Annotated in this window: 12 protein-coding genes and 1 tRNA gene; 11 read left to right on the top strand and 2 right to left on the bottom strand. The window is 75.0% G+C overall.

Annotated elements, in window-relative coordinates; all coding sequences use genetic code 11:
• Position 1: 1 nt before the first annotated feature.
• On the bottom strand, positions 2-706 hold the full coding sequence (locus ABIE39_RS12685) for an arsenate reductase/protein-tyrosine-phosphatase family protein (protein ID WP_051028577.1): 705 nt from the start codon (positions 704-706) through the stop codon (positions 2-4).
• Between the two features lie 255 nt (positions 707-961).
• Here ABIE39_RS12685 and ABIE39_RS12680 point away from each other — a divergent pair, with 255 nt between their 5' ends.
• Entirely contained in the window at positions 962-1402 is a 441-nt protein-coding gene (locus tag ABIE39_RS12680; RefSeq protein WP_043659407.1) for an FAD synthase family protein, read from the top strand.
• Positions 1403-1414: 12 nt separating this feature from the next.
• Here ABIE39_RS12680 and ABIE39_RS12675 read toward each other — a convergent pair whose 3' ends face one another.
• The gene (locus ABIE39_RS12675) at positions 1415-1633 is read right to left on the bottom strand and encodes a PLD nuclease N-terminal domain-containing protein (protein ID WP_021483198.1); all 219 of its coding nucleotides are present in this window, start codon (positions 1631-1633) and stop codon (positions 1415-1417) included.
• Between the two features lie 245 nt (positions 1634-1878).
• On the opposite strand from ABIE39_RS12675, the gene ABIE39_RS12670 reads away from it, so the two are divergent.
• The 10 genes from ABIE39_RS12670 to ABIE39_RS12625 all read left to right on the top strand — a co-directional run bounded on the left by ABIE39_RS12670 (position 1879) and on the right by ABIE39_RS12625 (position 13022).
• Complete coding sequence (locus ABIE39_RS12670) at positions 1879-4092, top strand: carbohydrate-binding module family 20 domain-containing protein (RefSeq protein ID WP_354052008.1); 2214 nt, start codon at positions 1879-1881, stop codon at positions 4090-4092.
• Positions 4093-4200: 108 nt separating this feature from the next.
• Positions 4201-5004, top strand: a complete 804-nt coding sequence (locus tag ABIE39_RS12665; protein WP_255437193.1) for a nucleoside triphosphate pyrophosphohydrolase — start codon at positions 4201-4203, stop codon at positions 5002-5004.
• 207 nt (positions 5005-5211) lie between these two features.
• Positions 5212-6498, top strand: a complete 1287-nt coding sequence (gene eno, locus ABIE39_RS12660; RefSeq protein WP_021483383.1) for a phosphopyruvate hydratase — start codon at positions 5212-5214, stop codon at positions 6496-6498.
• Positions 6499-6690: 192 nt separating this feature from the next.
• Positions 6691-7512, top strand: a complete 822-nt coding sequence (locus tag ABIE39_RS12655) for a septum formation initiator family protein (RefSeq protein WP_175008905.1) — start codon at positions 6691-6693, stop codon at positions 7510-7512.
• Positions 7513-7553: 41 nt separating this feature from the next.
• Positions 7554-8081: a DUF501 domain-containing protein gene (locus ABIE39_RS12650; protein WP_241769854.1), complete on the top strand. Its 528-nt coding sequence runs from the start codon at positions 7554-7556 to the stop codon at positions 8079-8081.
• A 21-nt stretch (positions 8082-8102) separates the two neighbouring features.
• Complete coding sequence (locus tag ABIE39_RS12645; RefSeq protein ID WP_083385165.1) at positions 8103-9137, top strand: Ppx/GppA phosphatase family protein; 1035 nt, start codon at positions 8103-8105, stop codon at positions 9135-9137.
• 212 nt (positions 9138-9349) lie between these two features.
• Complete coding sequence (locus tag ABIE39_RS12640; protein WP_034651541.1) at positions 9350-9682, top strand: PadR family transcriptional regulator; 333 nt, start codon at positions 9350-9352, stop codon at positions 9680-9682.
• The gene (locus ABIE39_RS12635; RefSeq protein ID WP_354052005.1) at positions 9682-11115 is read left to right on the top strand and encodes a hypothetical protein; all 1434 of its coding nucleotides are present in this window, start codon (positions 9682-9684) and stop codon (positions 11113-11115) included. Before ABIE39_RS12640 ends, ABIE39_RS12635 begins: the two co-directional genes overlap by 1 nt.
• A gap of 191 nt (positions 11116-11306) precedes the next feature.
• Positions 11307-12797: an NAD(P)/FAD-dependent oxidoreductase gene (locus ABIE39_RS12630; RefSeq protein WP_034651900.1), complete on the top strand. Its 1491-nt coding sequence runs from the start codon at positions 11307-11309 to the stop codon at positions 12795-12797.
• Positions 12798-12948: 151 nt separating this feature from the next.
• Positions 12949-13022: transfer RNA gene (locus ABIE39_RS12625), tRNA-Leu, on the top strand.
• The last annotated feature ends 83 nt before the right edge of the window (positions 13023-13105 follow it).

Here is a 13105-nt window from a genome sequence, read left to right as displayed (position 1 = left end):
GTCAGCGCAGGCGCCAGCTCCGCCGGCCGCCGTGCCGGGGGGAGCTGCTGCCGCCGCGCCCGGTGGGGTCGGTGCCGTCGCCGGCGCCGGGGAACGGCGGCGTGCGCGCGCCGCGCTCGGTGAGGGTGGGGGACCACTCGAGGCGCCGGGCTGCGGGCGGGTGCACGACGCGGGCGACCGCCGCGACCGCGGTGTCGATCGTCGTGAACGCCTGCCGGTAGGCCCGCTCGGAGCGGCCGTGCGGGTCCGGGATGTCGAGGGGCGTGCGCGGGGTGATCGTCCGGACGCGCTGCGCGCTCGCGATCTCCGGGAGGCGGGCGATCCGGTCGGCGTCGGTCTCGTCCGGGTCGACGGGCAGGTCCACGGCCGAGAGCAGCGCGGCGAGCTCCAGGAGCGTGTAGGTGCGTCGCACGGCCTGCGGGACGAGGGTGACGACGGCGGCCCGCTGCGCCCGGGACATCGTGAGGACGAGGTCCGCCTGCTCGATCATCGCCGCGGTGAGCTGCCGGCCGGTGTGCGTCGACGCCTCCAGGCCGCGTGCCGCGAGCAGCCGCGCCATCGGCTCGTCGAGCGGGGCCCCCTCGAGCGCGTGCGTCCCGGCGCTCGACACCGTGACGCTCGTGTCGCTGCGGATGCTCAGCAGCCTCTCGGCGGTGGGGGAGCGGCAGACGTTCCCGGTGCACACGGTGAGGACCTGGGACGGCATGACTGAGGTCGGCACTCCCTCCGGTGCGCGGGGACGTCGTCCGGAAAGGCGACCGACCGAAGGTAGCACGCAGCGATCGGGGCCCTGCCGGGCGGACGGGCGGGTGCGCTCCCACGCGCTCGTGGGGCCCACAATTCACCCGGTGGGCCGCACTCTTCACCCTCGGGGGGCGTGGTTCCGGGCCTCCTCCCGGTCCTAGCCTGGACGCGGCCCCCTCGCCGTGCGGGGCGCGCGGCCGAGGACGGGAGGACGGGCATGAAGGTCGGGTACGCCCCCGGTGCGTGGGACCTGTTCCACGTCGGGCACCTCAACGTCCTCCGGCACGCCCGCAGCGAGTGCGACTACCTCGTCGCGGGCGTCGTGGACGACGACATGCTCGAGCTCGCCAAGGGGCGGCGCCCGGTCGTCCCCGTCACGGAGCGCGCGGAGATCGTCCGCCACGTCCGGTTCGTCGACGAGGTGTTCGTCGAGACCCAGCCCGACAAGCTCGAGACCTGGCGGCAGCGCCCGTTCGACGTGTTCTTCAAGGGCGACGACTGGCGCGGGACCCCGAAGGGCGCCGAGCTGGAGCGCCGCTTCGCCGAGGTGGGCGTCGAGGTCGTCTACTTCCCCTACACGGTGCACACGTCGAGCACCGCGCTGCGGCGCGCGCTGACGCTGCTCGAGCCGGCGGCCGGGATCACGGTCGAGGGCTGAGCCCTCCCGCGGTCAGCTCTTGCGGCCGTCGAGGAAGTACGCGATCGGGCCGACCCAGTTGACGAGGAGCGCGAGGCCCCACGCGAGCTTGGTCCCGTTCACCTGCTCGGCCGGCCGGCGCACCAGGTCCCGGTACGCCGCGGCGGTGAGCGTGACCTGTGCCGCCCCCACGACCCCGACGGCGATGCGCTGACCCTTCGTCAGGTCCTTCCACCGGCGCTTGGTTCCCATGGCGTCTCCTCTCGGCGTGTCCTCCGACGCTATGCCGTCCGGGCCGCCGCCGCACCGGCACGGCCCGTCGACACGGGTCGTGACAGGCCGCGTCCGTCTCTGTAAGGTTGCAGCAACATCCGGAAACATCCTGCAAAGCCGCAGGATCCGGTCGCGCCCGCCACCCCGGGGCGCTCGTCATCACCGCGTGGCCCGCCCGTGCTCGACGCCGAGCGCGCGGCGGCCGCATCCTCGAAGGAGCTGCAATGACGCGCACCACCGACCTCGCCGCACCACCGGCGCCCACCCCTGTCCCCGCAGGACGCTCCGCCCGCCGGCCCCGCGGCCGCCGGCGCCACGGCCGCCTGCGCCGCGTCCTCGCGGCGGGCGCCTCGGCGGCCCTCGCGCTGACCGCGGCGCTGGCCGCGGTCCCGGTCGCCGCGCCCGCCGCGGCCGCGCCACCGGTGCCGACGCCCGTCGTCGACTCCCCGAACGGCCGGGGCGACGTGATCCTCAACCTCTTCCAGTGGACGTGGGACTCCGTGGCCGCCGAGTGCACGAGCACCATCGGCCCCGCCGGGTTCGGCTACGTCCAGGTCTCGCCGCCGCAGGAGCACATCCGGGGCACGGCCTGGTGGACCTCCTACCAGCCCGTCAGCTACAAGCTCGAGTCCAAGCTCGGCACGCGGGCCGAGTTCCAGCGCATGGTGAGCACGTGCAAGGCGGCGGGGGTCGGCGTGATCGTCGACGCCGTCGTCAACCACACGGCGGGCGCCGACACCGGGTCCGGCACCGGGACCGGCGGGACGAGCTACGCCGTGGACAGCTTCCCGGGTGTCCCGTACGGGCCGGACGACTTCAACGACTGCCGGTCGAACATCAGCAACTACGGCGACCGGTACAACGTCCAGAACTGCCGCCTCGTCTCGCTCCAGGACCTGCGGACGAGCTCCGACTACGTCCGCGGCAAGATCGCGGGGTACTTCAACGACCTCCTGTCGCTCGGCGTCTCGGGCTTCCGCATCGACGCCGCGAAGCACATCCCGGCGTCCGACCTCGCGGCGATCAAGGCGCGGCTGACGAACCCGGACGTCTTCTGGGTGCACGAGGTCATCGGCGCGAGCGGCGAGCCGATCCAGCCCGCGGAGTACCTCGGGTCGGGCGACTCGCACGAGTTCTTCTACGCGCGCGAGCTGAAGTCCCGGTTCGACGGCCAGATCAAGGACCTGCGGACGATCGGCGACGACAAGCTGCCCTCCGACCGCGCGGGCGTCTTCGTCGACAACCACGACACCGAGCGCAACGGCGAGACCATGAGCTACAAGTGGGGCGCCAAGTACACGCTCGCGAACACCTTCATGCTGTCGTGGCCCTACGGCGCGCCGAGCGTCTACTCGGGGTACCGCTGGGACGACAAGGACGCGGGTGCGCCCGGCGCGTCGGCCGCCTCCGTGCCCGACGCGAGCTGCGCGAGCAGCGCGTGGGTCTGCACGCAGCGCTGGACCGAGATCGCGGGCATGGTCGGCTTCCACAACGCCGTCGCGGGCACCGCGGTGACGAACTGGTGGGACGACGGGAACAACCACGTCGCCTACGGGCGGGGCGCCAAGGGCTACGTGACGATCAACAACTCCGCGAACGCCGTGACGCGCACGTACCAGACCTCGCTCCCCGCCGGGACGTACTGCGACGTCGTGGCGTCGAAGGACTGCTCGAAGAAGGTCACCGTCTCCGGCTCGGGGACCTTCACCGCGACGGTGCCCGCGTACGGGGCGCTCGCGCTCCACGTCGGGGCGCGCGACGACGGCGGCACCGGGGGTCCCGGGCCGGTCGACCCGACGGGCGCGACGACCGTCTACTACGCGACCGACAAGGGCTGGAACGCGTACAACGTCCACTACAGGGTCGGCACGGGCGCCTGGACCGCCGTCCCCGGGGTCCCGATGGCCGCGGCCTGCACGGGCTGGGTCTCGCGGCAGATCACGCTGCCCAGCGGGGCGACGGGCGCCGCCGCGACCGTCACCGCCGCCTTCACGAACGGCTCGGGCGCCTGGGACAGCAACGGCGGCAAGGACTACTCCCTGTCCGGCGCCGCGGTCGCCGTCTCCGGCGGGACGGTCACGGCGGGCAACCCGTGCGCCGGCGGCGGGTCCCCGGGCGGGCCGGTCGAGGGGCCGGGCGAGGGGCAGAGCGACGCGTCGTTCTCCGTCACCGCGAGCACCACGTGGGGCCAGACGGTCCACGTCGTCGGCAGCATCCCCGCGCTCGGCTCCTGGGCGCCCGCGAACGGGGTGCCGCTGTCGTCGTCGGCCTACCCGGTGTGGACCGCGCGCGTCGACCTCCCGGCCGGCACGACGTTCCAGTACAAGTACGTCAAGCGCGACGGCGGCGGGAACGTCGTCTGGGAGAGCGGCGGCAACCGCACGGCGACGGTCGGTGCCGACGGCTCCGTGACGCTGTCGGACACCTGGCGGTCGTGACCCGCTCCTGCTGACCTGCCGAGCACGCGGTCGCTGCCCGTCCATCGGGCCACGACCGCGTGCTCGGCGCGCAGGACCCGCACGCCCGGGCGAACCTACGATGAGGCGGTGACCGCCCCCGAGCCCTCGGCTGCCCCGCACCCGCACGAGCCCGCGCACGACCGCGCGCCCGGCACCGCGACCGACCCGCTGCGCGACGTCGTCGCCGTCATGGACCGCCTCTACTCCCCGGGCGGGTGCCCGTGGGACCGCGAGCAGACGCACGTCTCGCTCGTGCGGTACCTCCTCGAGGAGGCGCACGAGCTCGCGGACGCCATCGAGACCGACGACCGCGCCGGGATGCGCGAGGAGCTCGGCGACCTGCTCCTGCAGGTGCTGTTCCACGCGCGCATCGCGAGCGAGGAGCCGGACCCGTTCACCGTCGACGACGTCGCCGCCGACCTCGCGGCGAAGCTCGTGCGGCGCCACCCGCACGTGTTCGCGGACGCCGACGCGACCGACCTGCACGGGCAGTGGGACGCGATCAAGAAGGCGGAGAAGCAGCGCTCGTCGGTGCTCGAGGGCATCTCGCACACGCAGGGGGCGCTCGCCCGCGCGCAGAAGGTCCTGTCTCGGGCCGGTCGCGGCGGCCTGGGCGACGTCGTCGGCGCGGCGCTCGCGGCGCCGTCGGGCACCGGGCCCGCGGCGGCCGGCGAGGACGGCGCCGGCCCGACGCCCGACGAGCGCCTCGGGCGCGAGCTGCTCGCGCTCGTGGCCCGCGCGGAGGCGGACGGGCTCGACGCCGAGGCGGCGCTGCGCGGCGAGCTGCGGCGCGTCGAGGCGCGGATCGTCGCGGCCGAGACGTCGGAGGCGACGTCGGCAGGGGTGCAGGCGGAGACCGGGGCGGACGGGGGCCCGGCGGGGCAGGGCTGAGGCGGGACGTTCGTCCCGATCGTCGGCGCGCAGGTCCCCGACCCGGGGCCCACGGACCGGACGCAGCGGCGCAGGTCACAACCGGGCACTAGGCTGTGGTCGTAAACCCACCATCGTCGCGGGCGCGCACGCGGCGTCCCGGGTTTCCCTGCCCGGGTCCGCCACCACCGTTCGAAGCGCCCGCAGCCCTGCCCCGAAGGAGCACCTGTGGCCAGCATCGAAGCCGTTGGAGCGCGCGAGATCCTCGACTCCCGCGGAAACCCGACCGTCGAGGTCGAGGTCGTCCTGGACGACGGGACGTTCGCCCGCGCCGGAGTGCCGTCGGGCGCGTCGACCGGTGCGTTCGAGGCCGTCGAGCGTCGTGACGGCGACAAGTCCCGCTACCTGGGCAAGGGCGTCGAGGGCGCGGTGAACTCCGTGATCGACGACATCGCCCCGGAGCTCATCGGCTTCGAGGCCGAGGACCAGCGCCTCATCGACGCCGCCCTCATCGACCTCGACGGCACCCCGAACAAGGGCAAGCTCGGCGCGAACGCCATCCTCGGCGTCTCGCTCGCCGTCGCGAAGGCCGCCGCGAAGAGCGCGGGCCTCGACCTGTACCGCTACGTCGGCGGCCCGAACGCGCACGTCCTGCCCGTGCCGATGATGAACATCCTCAACGGCGGGTCGCACGCGGACTCGAACGTGGACATCCAGGAGTTCATGGTCGCCCCGATCGGCGCGTCCTCGTTCCGCGAGGCGCTGCGCACCGGCGCCGAGGTCTACCACGCGCTGAAGTCCGTGCTCAAGGAGAAGGGCCTGGCCACCGGCCTCGGCGACGAGGGCGGCTTCGCGCCGAACCTCGCGAGCAACCGCGAGGCGCTCGACCTCATCCTCGTCGCGATCGAGAAGGCCGGCTTCGCGCCGGGCACGGACGTGACGCTCGCGCTCGACGTCGCGTCGACCGAGTTCTTCAAGGACGGCGCATACCAGTTCGAGGGCGGCGCGAAGACGCCGGCCGAGATGATCGCGTACTACGAGCAGCTCGTGCGCGACTACCCGCTGGTCTCCATCGAGGACCCGCTGTCCGAGGACGAGTGGGACAGCTGGTCGCAGCTCGTCGCCGAGGTCGGCGACCGGGTCCAGATCGTCGGCGACGACCTGTTCGTCACCAACCCGGAGCGCCTCGCGAAGGGCATCGAGCTCAAGGCGGCGAACTCGCTCCTCGTGAAGCTCAACCAGATCGGCACGCTCACCGAGACGCTCGACGCCGTCGAGCTCGCGCAGCGCAACGGCTTCACCGCGATGGTGTCGCACCGCTCGGGCGAGACCGAGGACACGACGATCGCCGACCTGTCCGTCGCGACGAACGCCGGCCAGATCAAGACGGGCGCCCCCGCCCGCGGCGAGCGCATCAACAAGTACAACCAGCTCCTGCGCATCGAGGAGGCGCTCGACGACGCCGCCCGCTACGCCGGCCGTGGCGCGTTCCCGCGCTGGACGGTGCAGGGCTGACCTGCGGCTGACCGTCGGTCGCGCACGACCCCGCCGGGGAGACCCGGCACCCGGAGCCCGGAGGGCCGCTCGTCGGCCCGCCGGGCTCCGGCGCGTCCGGGCGGGTGAAGAAGTCGTGTCGATCGCCTCACGTTCGCGGGCGCACCGCGCGTGCTCCCGGCGAGCCGCGTCTCGCGGCAGCACAATCGGGGCATGCCGTCCTCGCGTCGTCCTCCGCGCCCCGGTGCCCCCGCGCGGCCGGGCTCCGGGCCCGCGCGCGGCACGTCCGGGACGAAGCCCACGAAGCGTTCCACGTCGTCCGGGTCCGCGAGCCCGCGCGCGGCGTCCCCGGGCGCCCCGCGGACGACGTCAGGCTCCTCGGCCAAGCCCGCGGCCGGCGGGTCGACCGCCCGGACCGCGTCGTCGTCCGGCGCGCGCCGCCCCGCCGCGCGGCCGAGCAGACCGACGTCGACGCGCCGCGCCGCCGGCCCCGCGCCGGAGGACCGGCGTCGGAGCCGCTACGGCTTCCTCCTGCCCGAGGTGGTGACCGTCCGGACCCTGGTTCTGTCCGTCGTCGTGCTCCTCGCCGCGGTGCTCCTGCTGCCCACGCTGCGCGCGTACGTCAACCAGACGGGGGAGCTGCGCGACCTGCGCGCCGGCCTCGAGCAGGCCCAGGCCGAGCACACCGAGCTCGAGGCCGAGCTCGCCCGCTGGGACGACCAGGCGTACGTCGAGCGCGAGGCGCGGGACCGGCTCAACTTCGTCATGCCGGGGGAGCGGCCGTGGCGCGTGCTCGACCCGGAGACGGTGGTCGACGACACCGACCCGCAGACCGGACGGACGATCACGGACGGCCCCGTCCAGGGGTACGCGGAGGGCACGCCCTGGTACGAGGCCATCTGGGAGTCGGTGCAGGTCGCGGGCGGTCCGCGCCCGGCCGCCGGTGACGACGCGGGGACGTCGGACGGGACCGCGCCCGCGGGCGAGGACCCGGGCGGCGACGAGGACGCGCCGCCGAGCGGGGAGAATGGGTGAGGCGTCGCCCCGACGCCGTCGACCGACCCGAAGGAAGTCCCGTGCCCGACGCCCGCCTGGCCATCCCCGCCGACGACCCGGACGCCGTCGTCACCGAGCGCGACCTCGAGACGCTCGCGGAGCAGCTCGGGCGCACGCCGCGCGGCGTCGTCGGCATCGCCGCGCGGTGCGCGTGCGGGCGGCCGCTCGTCGTCCGCACGGCGCCGCGGCTCGAGAACGGCACGCCGTTCCCCACGACGTTCTACCTCACGAGCCCGGGCGCGGTCGCGGCCGCCTCGACCCTCGAGGCGAACGGCGTCATGAAGGAGATGTCGGAGCGGCTCACCGAGGACGAGGAGCTCGCCGCCGCCTACCGGCGCGCGCACGAGCACTACCTCGCGCAGCGCGAGGCGCTCGGCCACGTCGAGGAGATCGACGGCATCTCCGCGGGCGGGATGCCCACGCGCGTGAAGTGCCTGCACGTGCTCGTGGGTCATGCGCTCGCGGCCGGGCCGGGCGTCAACCCGCTGGGCGACGAGGCGCTCGAGCGCGTGCGCGACGTGTGGCGCCCCGACCGCTGCACCTGCTGACCGCGTGGCACGCTTGGACGCATGACCTCAGGCTCCACCTCTCCTCTCACCCGGGACCCGGGCGCGACCGCCGCGCCGGCCACCTCGCCCGCCCCCGTCCCGCCCGGCGCCTCGCGCGTGGCGGCGATCGACTGCGGCACCAACTCGATCCGCCTCCTCGTCGCCGACGTCGATCCGCAGGCCGGGACGCTCGTCGACCTGGACCGCCGCATGGAGGTCGTCCGGCTCGGCCAGGGCGTCGACCGCACGGGGCGGCTCGCCCCCGAGGCGCTCGCGCGGACGCTCGACGCCGCGCGCCGCTACGCGCAGGTGATCGACGACCTGGGCGCGACGCGGACGCGCTTCGTGGCGACGTCGGCCACGCGGGACGCGGAGAACCGTGACGAGTTCGTCGCGGGCGTGCTCGACGCGCTCGGCGTCGAGCCCGAGGTCGTCTCGGGCGAGGAGGAGGCCGCGCTGTCGTTCCGCGGGGCGACGTCGACCGTCGCGGCCGTGCGCCCCGGCCCCTACGTCGTGGTGGACCTCGGCGGCGGCTCGACGGAGCTCGTGCTCGGCACGACGACGCCCGACGCCGCGTACTCGATGGACGTGGGGTGCGTGCGCATGACGGAGCGGCACCTGCGCTCCGACCCGCCGACCCCCGCGGAGGAGGCAGCGGCCCGTGCGGACGTGCGGGCTGCGCTCGACGACGCGGCCCGCGTGGTGCCGCTCGGGCAGGCGGCGACGCTCGTCGGCCTCGCCGGGTCCGTCACGACGGTCACGGCCCACGCGCTCGGCCTCGCGCGGTACGACCGCGACCGGATCAACGGGTCCGTGCTGCCGGTCGACACCGTGCTCGCGGCGTGCGACGACCTGCTGCACCGCACGCGCGCCGAGCGCACCGCCCTGGGGTTCATGCACCCCGGGCGCGTCGACGTCATCGGCGCGGGCGCGCTCGTGTGGTCGGAGGTCGTGCGCCGCGTGCGCGACGACGTCGCCGCCGCGGGCGGGTCGCTCACCGAGGTCGTGACGAGCGAGCACGACATCCTCGACGGGATCGCCTGGTCGCTCGCCTGACCTGCGGACACCCGGCCCGCTCTCCCCGCCCGACCGCCGAGCCCGGCGTCGTGGGGCACCCGGACCGCCGGGCGCCCGCGACCCGGGTTCGGGCGTCTCCGGGCGAGGGCGTGTCGTGTGCGCGGTACTGCGCATCGCGCGGTAGTGTGCATCCCGTGATCCCGGTGGCCGAGCATCGGGACGGACCGGGGCCACGCCCGACGGAGGGACGGATGGACACCACGCAGCTGCTCAAGGGGGTGCTCGACGCGGCGGTGCTCGCCGCGGTCGAGGCCGAGGACGGGTACGGGTACGACGTCGTGCGACGCCTGCGCGCGGCGGGGCTCGAGGACGTGGGGGACGCGTCCGTGTACGGGACGCTGCGGCGCCTGTACGCGGGCGGGGCGCTGACCACCTACGTCGTACCGTCCGACGCCGGGCCGCACCGCAAGTACTACGGGATCAACCCGCAGGGCCGGGCCATGCTCGACCTGCACCGCAAGGAGTGGCAGACGTTCGCGGGCACCGTGTCCGCGCTGCTGCGGACCGGAGAGGTGGCCGCCTGATGAGCACGACGACCCCCGCGCAGCCGCCCGCCGGCGCGCCCGTGGGACGGGCCTTCTACGGGCACGTCCACGCCTACGCCCAGCAGGTGCGCGCGCACCTCGCCGACCTGCGGCCGGACCAGGTCGAGGAGCTCGCCGACGGGCTCGAGGCCGACCTCGCCGAGGCGGTCGTCGACGCGCCCGGGGCGCTCCCGCGCCGCACGACAGGGTCGGCACCCGCCGTCGACGGCCCCGACGGCGCTCCCGGTGGCGGTCCCGACGGCGCGGTCGGTACGGACGCCCCGGAGGTGCTCGACGACATCGGCCTCGACCTCGTCGCCTTCTTCGGTCCGCCCGCGGAGTACGCCGCGGAGCTGCGCGCCGCCGCCGGTCTCCCTCCCGCCGCCGCCCCGGACGGCACCCGGGGCCCGCGGCCCGGGGTGCGCCGCCGGGTGCGTGCCCTCGGCGCGTCGCTCGCGGCCGACTGGCACGCGGGGTGGCAGCCCGTCACCTCGTCGCCCCAGTGGGCCTCGACCGCGGAGTTCCTGCGCGCCCTCACGCCCGCGTGGTGGGTCCTGCGCGGCTGGGTCGTGGCGACGCTCGTGCTCGCCCTGGTCGCGGGGTACCGGGTGGCCGTGCTCCCGCCGGACCTGTCGGCGCGCGTCGTCGTGCTGCTCGCGGTCGTCGTGAGCGTGCAGTGGGGCCGGGGCCGCTGGCTCCCCACGCGCGGGCTGCGGAAGGTCGGCCGCCCGCTGTCGGTCGCCGCGGCCGTCGCGGCCGTGCCCGCCGTCCTCGTCGCCGCCTCGGCGAGCGCGTCGAGCCCGTACGCGTGGGACCGCGGCTACGAGCAGGGCCGCAGCGACGCGAGCAGCGGCCTCGTGAGCAGCGTGTCGTTCGGGAGCGGCGACTCCCCGGGCACGGCGGGCGTGTGGGTCGACGGCGCGCAGGTGTCCAACCTCTTCGTCTACGACGCAGCGGGCGAGCCGCTCCGCGACGTCCAGGTCTTCGACGACCGCGGCCGCCAGGTCCGCACGGTCACCGAGGAGGGTGCCTCCGGACCGTGGGCGGTGCCGGACGTCGAGGGCATGTGGTACTTCCAGCCCGCCCTGGCGACGGACGGGCGCGAGCGGTGGAACGTCTACCCGCTGCGCGCGGTCGCCGAGGAGGACGTCGAGTACCCCGAGGGCGACGGCCGCCCCGTCCCGGCGACGGGGACGCGCACGCGCGACATGCCGTGGCCGTTCCTCCAGGCACCGACCGCGGTGCCGTCGAGCGCGGGCACGGGGGAGACGTCGTCGGGCACGGGCGGTACGGGCGAGGCGCCGGCCGACGAGCCCGCCGAGGGCGGGACGGGCGACCCGGGGCCGTCGCAGGAGCCTCCCGCGACCCCGCCCGCGGGCGGGGTGCGGCTCGCGCCGACCGGCCCGACGCCCGTCGTCGGCGCGATCGGCTGACCGGCAGGCCCGGGGTGGTGCGCCGACGGCGGACGGCGGCGCACCACCCCGGTCCCGGGCCACGCGGAATGTCGCCTGTGCCCGCGTGTGCCCGCCTCTGCCCCCCTCCGTCCGCGCAGCGTGGGGCGCGTCACGCCCGTCTGGCGGACGCTCCGGCTCGCCTGTGCCGCAACCGGTAATACTCTGGAACCATGCCTCAGAATGACCTGACCTCGGTCAGCCGTGCCCAGACCGCTTCGCCGCGGCCCCGCAAGGTGCCCCGCGTCGTCGTCCTCGGCGGCGGCTCGGTGGGTCTGTACGCCGCGCGCCGACTGCGCAAGAAGCTCGGTCGCCGCGAGGCGGCGATCGTCGTCGTCGACCCGCGCCCGTACATGACGTACGCGCCCTTCCTCCCCGAGGCGGCCGCGGGCTCGATCGACGGCCGCGACGTCGTCGCGCCGCACCGCCGTGCGCTCAAGGGCGTCGACGTGCTCCAGGGCAAGGTCGTCGCGATCGACCACACCGACCGCCGCGTGACGATCCACCCGGAGGAGGGCGACGACTACTCGGTCACGTACGACCACCTGATCGTCGGCCTCGGCTCGGTGTCGCGCACGCTGCCCATCCCGGGCCTGGCGGAGAACGCGATCGGCTTCAAGAACGTGGAGGAGGCCATCGCGGTCCGCAACCACGTGCTCAACCGCATGGACGTCGCGTCGTCCACGTGGGACGAGAAGCTGCGTCGCCGCATGCTCACGTTCACGTTCGTCGGCGGCGGGTTCGCGGGCATCGAGGCGCTGGCCGAGATCGAGGACATGGCCCGCTACGCGACGCGCAACTACGCGACGATCGAGGAGAAGGACCTCCGCTTCGTCATGATCGAGGGCGCGGGCCGCATCCTGCCCGAGCTCAGCGAGCCCATGGCGCAGTACGCGCTCGACGAGCTGAAGAAGCGCGGCATCGAGTTCCACCTCAGCACGTTCCTGTCGTCGTGCGTGGACGGCCACGTCGTCACCTCGACCGGGGTCGAGTTCGACTCCGACACGATCGTGTGGACCGCGGGCGTCAAGGCGAACCCGGTCCTCAAGGAGTCATCCGACCTCCCGGTCGACAAGCTGGGCCGCATCACGGTGCTGCCGACGCTCCAGGTCGCGGACGCCGACGGCAACGTCGTGCCGAACGCGTGGGCCGCGGGCGACTGCGCCGCCGTCCCGGACGTGCTGAACCCGGGCAAGTTCTGCCCGCCGAACGCGCAGCACGCCATCCGCGAGGCCACGCGCCTCGCCGACAACCTCGCGCTCGAGCTGCACAGCGAGCCGCCGGTCGAGTACCGCCACAAGAGCGTCGGTACGGTCGCGTCGCTCGGTCTGTACAAGGGCGTCGCGGAGCTGTTCGGCGTGTTCAAGCTCCGCGGGACGCTCGCGTGGCTCATGCACCGCAGCTACCACGTCATGGCGATGCCGACGGGCAACCGCAAGATCCGCATCTTCATCGGCTGGATCGGCCAGTTCCTCATGGGCCGCGAGCTCGTCTCGCTCGGCTCGCTGCACGACCCGCGCGCGGAGTTCCGCGCCGCGTCCGTCCCGCCCAAGAAGGACGGCGACCCGGTCAAGCAGACCGCGCAGGGCTCGGCGGCCGCGGCGGAGTCCGGTGCGGGCACCGTCGACGCCGACGACCGGACGCCGGCGGCGAAGGCCTCCTGAGGCCGCGGCCGGGCCTGGCCCGGCCGTCGTGCCCGACGCCGAGGGGCGAGCCGCGCGTGCGGCTCGCCCCTCGGCGCGTCCGGGTCCCGCGCGGGCGGCCGTCGTGCCGACGGGCCCGGGGAGCTCCGCGCTCGCGGTAGATTCGGCCCGCGCCCCCATGGCCCAACTGGCAGAGGCGGCCGGCTTAAACCCGGCGTGTTCCGGGTTCGAGTCCCGGTGGGGGCACCGTGCCGGCGGGGAGCTGGCTCCGCGGCGCCTGCGCCCGCGGGCTAGGACAGCCCCGTCGGGCCCTGGGGCTCGGCCGGGGG

The organism is Cellulosimicrobium sp. 4261 (genome assembly GCF_040546915.1).
Classification (GTDB): domain Bacteria; phylum Actinomycetota; class Actinomycetes; order Actinomycetales; family Cellulomonadaceae; genus Cellulosimicrobium; species Cellulosimicrobium cinnabarinum.
This window is presented reverse-complemented; position numbering and strand designations above follow the sequence as displayed.

Bases quoted from the DNA above. Each gene is read 5' to 3' on its own strand.
- ABIE39_RS12685 (WP_051028577.1), bottom strand. From the start codon at position 706: ATGCCGTCCCAGGTCCTCACCGTGTGCACCGGGAACGTCTGCCGCTCC.
- ABIE39_RS12680 (WP_043659407.1), top strand. From the start codon at position 962: ATGAAGGTCGGGTACGCCCCCGGTGCGTGGGACCTGTTCCACGTCGGG.
- ABIE39_RS12675 (WP_021483198.1), bottom strand. From the start codon at position 1,633: ATGGGAACCAAGCGCCGGTGGAAGGACCTGACGAAGGGTCAGCGCATC.
- ABIE39_RS12670 (WP_354052008.1), top strand. From the start codon at position 1,879: ATGACGCGCACCACCGACCTCGCCGCACCACCGGCGCCCACCCCTGTC.
- ABIE39_RS12655 (WP_175008905.1), top strand. From the start codon at position 6,691: ATGCCGTCCTCGCGTCGTCCTCCGCGCCCCGGTGCCCCCGCGCGGCCG.
- ABIE39_RS12645 (WP_083385165.1), top strand. From the start codon at position 8,103: ATGACCTCAGGCTCCACCTCTCCTCTCACCCGGGACCCGGGCGCGACC.
- ABIE39_RS12640 (WP_034651541.1), top strand. From the start codon at position 9,350: ATGGACACCACGCAGCTGCTCAAGGGGGTGCTCGACGCGGCGGTGCTC.
- ABIE39_RS12635 (WP_354052005.1), top strand. From the start codon at position 9,682: ATGAGCACGACGACCCCCGCGCAGCCGCCCGCCGGCGCGCCCGTGGGA.
- ABIE39_RS12630 (WP_034651900.1), top strand. From the start codon at position 11,307: ATGCCTCAGAATGACCTGACCTCGGTCAGCCGTGCCCAGACCGCTTCG.